Annotated in this window: 5 protein-coding genes; 3 read left to right on the top strand and 2 right to left on the bottom strand. The window is 73.1% G+C overall.

Features of this window, described 5'->3' with window-relative positions; translation table 11 throughout:
* Positions 1–37: 37 nt before the first annotated feature.
* Positions 38–715 carry a hypothetical protein gene (locus Q3W68_RS27380; RefSeq protein ID WP_302908177.1) on the bottom strand — a complete coding sequence of 226 codons (678 nt, stop codon included), beginning with the start codon at positions 713–715 and terminating at the stop codon, positions 38–40.
* Positions 716–784: 69 nt separating this feature from the next.
* Here Q3W68_RS27380 and Q3W68_RS27375 point away from each other — a divergent pair, with 69 nt between their 5' ends.
* From Q3W68_RS27375 to Q3W68_RS27365, 3 genes are read left to right on the top strand one after another with little or no spacing between them, the layout of a single operon-like run.
* Positions 785–3,403 (top strand): valine--tRNA ligase, encoded by a 2,619-nt coding sequence (locus Q3W68_RS27375; RefSeq protein WP_302908176.1) that lies wholly within the window; start codon positions 785–787, stop codon positions 3,401–3,403.
* Complete coding sequence (locus Q3W68_RS27370; RefSeq protein ID WP_302908175.1) at positions 3,400–4,734, top strand: folylpolyglutamate synthase/dihydrofolate synthase family protein; 1,335 nt, start codon at positions 3,400–3,402, stop codon at positions 4,732–4,734. Before Q3W68_RS27375 ends, Q3W68_RS27370 begins: the two co-directional genes overlap by 4 nt.
* Entirely contained in the window at positions 4,731–5,210 is a 480-nt protein-coding gene (locus Q3W68_RS27365; protein ID WP_302908174.1) for a DUF4233 domain-containing protein, read from the top strand. Before Q3W68_RS27370 ends, Q3W68_RS27365 begins: the two co-directional genes overlap by 4 nt.
* Positions 5,211–5,282: 72 nt before the next feature.
* Here Q3W68_RS27365 and Q3W68_RS27360 read toward each other — a convergent pair whose 3' ends face one another.
* Positions 5,283–6,602, bottom strand: coding sequence for a VOC family protein (locus tag Q3W68_RS27360; protein WP_302908173.1), 1,320 nt, complete (start codon positions 6,600–6,602; stop codon positions 5,283–5,285).
* Between the last annotated feature and the right edge of the window lie 70 nt (positions 6,603–6,672).

Here is a 6,672-nt window from a genome sequence, read left to right as displayed (position 1 = left end):
AGGAAAGCCGGCCGGAGCCGGCTCCCGGACGAGCGGTTCAGCGGCTCTGGACGGATTCGCGGATGTCGCGGAACAGCGCCGCCGCGTCGTCGACCCGGCGGCCCGGGAACATGCCCATCACGACGCTGCCGTGGTCGGCCCATCCGCACACGGCGAAGTCGCCGCCGTCGCCGCTCGTCGTACCGCACTTCATCACGCCACCCAGGCGGCCCGCGTCCACCTCGCGCAGCCCGGCCACGCGGCCGGTCTCGTCGGCCATCAGGCCGAACAGGGTGTCCAGGTCACGCTCGGGCTGCCAGAGCAGCGTGGTGCCGCCGAACAGGAGCACCGAGCGCTTGACGTCCCCGCGGTCGGAGTAGACGGCGCCGAAGCCGCGGTCCAGCTCGATGTCGGCGGCCAGCCCGTCGCGCAGGTAGTCGGCGGTGCTGCGGGCCCGCTCGCTGTCGTCCCGCACCAGCCCGGCCACCTCGGCCGGCTGGTCGAGAGTGGTGTCCTTCTGCTGGAGCACCCGCCAGCCGCCCAGCCCGAGCGCGCCGGCGCCGGCCAGGCCGGCCGCGAGCAGTGCGGCCAGGACGATCTTCCGGCGCCGCGAGACGGGACGGCGTTCGGGCTCCTGCGCGGGGTCGCGGCGGCTCAACTCGATCGGCTCTTCGGTCAGCTCGAACGGATCGGAACCCCCGTCGACCGGGCGCTCGGTGAGATGCGCGTCGGACATGACCGCCACCGTACGCGAATCACAGGTGGTGCACGTCGGGTCCCCGAAAGCGCTCCGTAGACTTTCAGGGTGACCGAGAGACTGGATGCCCGACGCCCCGACGCCCCGACCCTCGCCGGCCAGTACCAGCCCGGCGAGGTAGAGCAGCGACGGTACGAGCAGTGGGTAGCCGGCGGGCACTTCCGGGCGTCGGCGGACAGCGAGAAGCCGCCGTTCACCATCGTCATCCCGCCGCCGAACGTCACCGGCTCGCTGCACATGGGCCACGCGTTCGAGCACACGCTCATGGACGCGCTCACCCGGCGCAAGAAGATGCAGGGGTACGAGGCGCTCTGGCTGCCGGGCATGGATCACGCCGGCATCGCCACCCAGAATTTGGTCGAGCGGCAGCTCGCCGGTGAAGGGCTGTCCCGCCACGACCTCGGGCGGGAGAAGTTCGTCGAGCGGGTCTGGCAGTGGAAGGCCGAGTCCGGCGGCGCGATCCTCGGCCAGATGCGCCGGCTCGGCGACGCGGTCGACTGGGACCGCGAGCGCTTCACCATGGACGAGGGCCTGTCCCGCGCCGTGCAGACGATGTTCAAGAAGCTCTTCGACGACGGGCTCATCTACCGGGCCAACCGGATCATCAACTGGTGCCCGCGCTGCCTCACCGCGCTGTCCGACATCGAGGTGGAGCACACCGACGACGAGGGCGAGCTGGTCTCGATCCGCTACGGCGACGAGGTCGTGGTGGCGACCACCCGGGCGGAGACCATGCTCGGTGACACCGCGGTGGCGGTGCACCCGGACGACGAGCGCTACCGGCACCTGATCGGCACCGAGGTGGAGCTGCCGCTCACCGACCGGCGGATCCCGATCGTCGCCGACGAGCACGTCGACCCGAGCTTCGGCACCGGCATGGTCAAGGTGACCCCCGCGCACGACCCGAACGACTTCGAGATCGGCCAGCGGCACGACCTGCCCTCGCTGACGATCATGGACGAGCGCGGGATCATCACCGCGCCCGGCCCGTTCGAGGGCCTGGACCGGTACGAGGCCCGCCCGGCGATCGTCGCGGCGCTGCGCGAGCAGGGCCGGATCGTGGCCGAGAAGCGGCCGTACCTGCACGCGGTGGGGCACTGCTCGCGGTGCAAGACGACTGTCGAGCCGCGGCTGTCGCTGCAGTGGTTCGTCAACACCGCCCCGCTCGCCAAGGCCGCCGGCGACGCGGTGCGCGACGGCCGGGTGAAGATCGAGCCGGCCGAGCTGGCCAAGCGCTACTTCGCCTGGGTCGACAACATGCACGACTGGTGCATCTCCCGCCAGCTCTGGTGGGGCCACCGCATCCCCGTCTGGTACGGCCCGGACGGCGAGATCGTCTGCGTCGGCCCGGACGAGGAGCCGCCGACCGGCGAGGGCTGGCGGCAGGACGAGGACGTGCTGGACACCTGGTTCTCCAGCGGCCTGTGGCCGTTCTCCACGCTCGGCTGGCCGGAGCGTACCCCGGACCTGGCGAAGTTCTATCCGACCAGCGTGCTGGTCACCGGCTACGACATCCTGTTCTTCTGGGTCGCCCGGATGATGATGTTCGGCCTGTACGCGATGGACGGCGTGCAGCCGTTCGACGTGGTGGCGCTGCACGGCATGGTCCGCGACGAGCACGGCAAGAAGATGTCGAAGTCGTTCGGCAACGTGGTGGACCCGCTGGACTGGATCGACCGCTTCGGCGCCGACGCCACCCGGTTCACGCTGGCCCGGGGCGCCAACCCCGGTCAGGACGTGCCGGTCAGCGAGGAGTGGTGCCAGGGCTCCCGCAACTTCTGCAACAAGCTCTGGAACGCCACCCGGTTCGCGTTGCTCAACGGCGCGCACACCGACGGGCCGCTGCCGGACGCCGGTGACCTCTCCACCGTCGACAGGTGGATCCTGTCCCGGCTGGCGCACGTCACCGCCGAGGTCGACGAGCAGTTCGAGGCGTACGAGTTCGCGAAGGTCTGCGACCTGCTCTACCACTTCGCGTGGGACGACGTCTGCGACTGGTACGTGGAGCTGAGCAAGCCGGTGCTGGCCGAGGGCGGCCCCGCCGCCGACGCCACCCGCCGGGTGCTCGGGCACGTGCTGGACCAGCTGCTGCGGCTGCTGCACCCGGTCATCCCGTTCGTCACCGACGAGCTGTGGGCCGCGCTCAGCGGCGGCGAGACCGTACTCACGGCGTCCTGGCCGGTCGCCGACCGTACCCTGATCGACGACGCCGCGGAGGGCGAAGTCGGCACCCTGCAGCGGGTGGTGACCGAGGTCCGGCGGTTCCGCTCGGACCAGGGGCTGCGGCCGACCCAGCGGGTCGCCGCGCGCCTCGACGGCCTGGCCGGCGCGGGCATCGCGGCGCACGAGCCGCTGGTGCGCTCGCTGGCCCGGCTCGACGCGCCCGGCGACGACTTCCAGGCCAGCGCGACGCTGGCCATGCCCGGCGCCGTCAGCGTCGCACTGGACACCCGCGGCTCGATCGACGTGGCCGCCGAGCGGGCCCGGCTCACCAAGGACCGGGCGGCGGCCGAGAAGGAGGCCACCCAGGCGCGGGCGAAGCTGGACAATCCGGCGTTCGTCGGCAAGGCGCCCGAGCCGGTCGTGGCGAAGATCCGCGAACGGCTGGCGGTGGCCGAGGCGGACCTGGTCCGGATCGACGCCGCCCTGGAGGCGCTTCCCTCGTGAATGACCGCACCGCGTTCGCCGAGGTCGATGCCGCGCTCAACGCGCGCGGCTTCACCCGGATGCACTTCGAGCTGGAGAAGATCGAGACCCTGCTCGACCTGCTCGGCAGCCCGCAGCGGGCGTACCCGTCGATCCACCTGACCGGCACCAACGGCAAGACCTCGACGGCCCGGATGATCGACTCGCTGCTGCGGGCGTTCGGGCTGCACACCGGCCGCTACACCAGCCCGCACCTGGAGACCGTCCGGGAGCGGATCAGCCTGGACGGCGAATCGGTGAGCGAGGAGCGGTTCGTGTCCACGTACCGGGAGATCGCGCCGCTGGCCGAGCTGGTCGACCAGCGGTTCGCGGAGCCGCTGACGTACTTCGACATGACCACGGCGCTGGCGTTCGCCACGTTCGCCGACGCCCCTGTCGACGTGGCGGTGGTGGAGGTCGGACTCGGCGGCGCGGAGGACGCGACGAACGTCATCCAGGCCGGCGTCGCCGTGATCACCCCGATCGGGCTGGACCACACCGAGTGGCTCGGCGACACGATCGAGGACATCGCGCTGCACAAGGCGGGCATCATCCACCCCGGCGCCACGGTGATCGCGGCGGCGCAGGAGGAGGAGGCGGCCCGCCCCATCCTGGAACGCTGCGCCGAGGTCAACGCCACCGTCGCGCGGGAGGGCGCCGAGTTCGGCGTGCTGCGCCGCGCGGTAGCGGTCGGCGGCCAGGTGCTGACCATCCAGGGACTGGGCGGGGTGTACGAGGAGATCTTCATCCCGCTGCACGGCGCGCACCAGGCGCAGAACGCGGCGGTGGCGCTCGCCGCCGTGGAGGCGTTCCTCGGCGCCGGAGCGCGGCGGCAGCTCGACATCGAGGCGGTCCGTGAGGGCTTCGCCGCGACCAGTTCGCCGGGCCGGCTGGAGCGGGTGCGTAGCGCCCCGACGGTGCTGCTCGACGGCGCGCACAACCCGCACGGGATGGCCGCGACCGTGGCCGCGGTGCAGGAGGAGTTCGCGTTCAGCAAGCTCGTCGGCGTGCTGGCGGTGCTCGGCGACAAGGACGGGGCGAGCCTGCTCGAACTGCTCGAACCGGTGCTCGACTCGATCGTGGTGGCGGAGAACAGCTCGGCCCGGGCGATGCCGGTGGACGAGCTGGCCGCGCTGGCGCGGGAGATCTTCGGGCCGGAGCGGGTGCAGGTGGCCCGGGAGATGCCCGACGCCATCGAGGCGGCGGTGGCGGAGGCCGAGTCGGACGTGCCGGGCGAGCTGTCCGGGGTGGGCGTGCTGGTCACCGGATCGGTGGTGACAGTGGCCGACGCCCGCCGGCTGCTCAAGCGATGACCGGCCCGCAGCAGCGCCCGACCGGCGCTGAGCAGCCGACGGGGCCGGAGCAGCTGTCCGGTCCGGCGCCGGCGGGCGGCGTCGAGCGGCCGACCGGCCCGGAACAGGCGGCCGGCGCGGAGTCGGTGGGCGGCGTGCGGCGGTCCGGGCTGCGGAACCCGGACAAGGCGGTACGCGGGCTCGGCGCCGGCACCATGTCGCTGGAGGCGCTGGTGCTGCTGCTGGCCATCCAGCCGATCCGGGTGGTCGGCGGCGACCTGAGCGGCGCGGCGATCGGCGCGATCGTGGCGCTGGCGGTCGCCTGCGTGGTGCTCGCCGGCATGATGCGCCGCCCCTGGGCGTGGCACGCCGGCACCGTGATCCAGGGCCTGCTGCTGCTCTCCGGGCTGCTGCACTGGTCGCTGTTCGCGCTCGGGGTGATGTTCGCGCTGGTGTGGGCGTACGCGCTGCACGTGCGGCGGGTCATCCTCGGCTGAGCGCCGTCGCGCGGTTCCGCGTGTTAAGAAGGGCCCCTTCCTCTACCTGAGGCGTTAAGAAGGGGCCCTTCCTTACACCTGGGCGAGCGTGCGCCACTGCGTCAGCGCGACGCCGTGGCCGTCGGGGTCGCGGAAGGCCGCCGCCCACACCTCCAGCTTGGTGCCCCGGTTGACCACGCGCGGGGCGTACGTGAACCGGACGCCGGAGTCGCGCAGCCGCTCGTACGCCCCCTGGATGTCGTCCACCTCCAGGTTGACGTGCACCAGGCGGCGGCTGATCGGGGCGGCGCCGGTCACCCGGCGCAGCACCAGCCGGGTCGGTCCGGAGGAGAGCACGGCGTTGCCCTCGCCCCGGTCCAGCTCGTCGAAGCCGAGTTCGCGGTAGAAGTCGAGGGACCGGTCCAGGTCGGCGACGAGCAGCGTGATGCCGACGCCGCTGATCGGGCTGGCCAGCTCGTCCGGCTCGGCCGCGCCGGCCGGGCCGAAGATCGCCTCGTCCAGCTCCTCGGGCGTCGGCGGCGCGTCGGAGCGCCGCGGCGCGTCCGCGGGGTCGTCCAACGGCACGTCGATCGGGTCGGGCACGCTGTCGACCGGCACTGTGTCGACCGGCACGGTGTCGGCCGGCACGGTGTCGGCCGGCTCCTCGGCCGGCGAGCGCGGCGCCGGGGCGCGGCGGGGGAGCGGGCCGGGGCCGGCCGAGCGGTCGACCCGCTCGACGAGCTGCCCCTCCAGCACCACCGGGCCGCCGGGGCTCTGGTGCAGCACCACCGGCTCGCGTTCCTCGGCCCCCAGCGGCATGTCGTCCAGGTACGGGTCCGGCGCGGGCGGATAGTCGTCGCGGAAGTCGTCCTCCGGCGCGCGCCCGGCCCACGGCGGCGCCTCCTGCGCGATCAGCGGCTCGTCCAGCGGGTCCGGCTCGGCGGCGTACTCGGGCGGCAGGTCGGCGACCGCGGCGGCGCTCTCCGCGTGCGTGGGCACCTCGTCCCAGAGCACGCGTACGTGCCGCTGGTCGTCGAGCGCCACCCGGACCGGCAGCGCCTGGCCCAGCGAGGGCCACTTGGCGACCGGCACCCGAGGCTCGATGATCTTCTTGGAGCGGGGCGGCAGCCCCGGCGCGTCGATCACCAGCTGCAGCTCGCACCGGCCGAACGCGTACTGGGTGGGTGGTTCGGAGGCGCTGTGCACGTGCCCCAGGCCGATCACCCAGGTGCGGCCGCCGCCGCGTACCGTGGCCAGGGCGATGGCCAGCACCAGCAGCGCGACGCCGAGCGCCACGATGGCCCAGCTGGTCATGCCGAGCCCGAACACGGTCACGAAGGTGGCGACGGTGCCCAGCACCGCCCCGATCAGTTTGCGTACCGGCGCGATCGTGCGGTTCCCGCCATTCGCCACAGTGGACCTCCCAGGGGTTCCAGGGCCAGGCTAGGCCGCCGCGGCGGGCCAGGGAAGACGCAGCCGCCGC

This window comes from Micromonospora sp. C28ISP2-4, assembly GCF_030519385.1.
GTDB lineage: Bacteria > Actinomycetota > Actinomycetes > Mycobacteriales > Micromonosporaceae > Micromonospora > Micromonospora tulbaghiae.
Note: the sequence above shows the minus strand (reverse complement) of the source record. Positions and strands in the feature narration are given on the sequence as shown.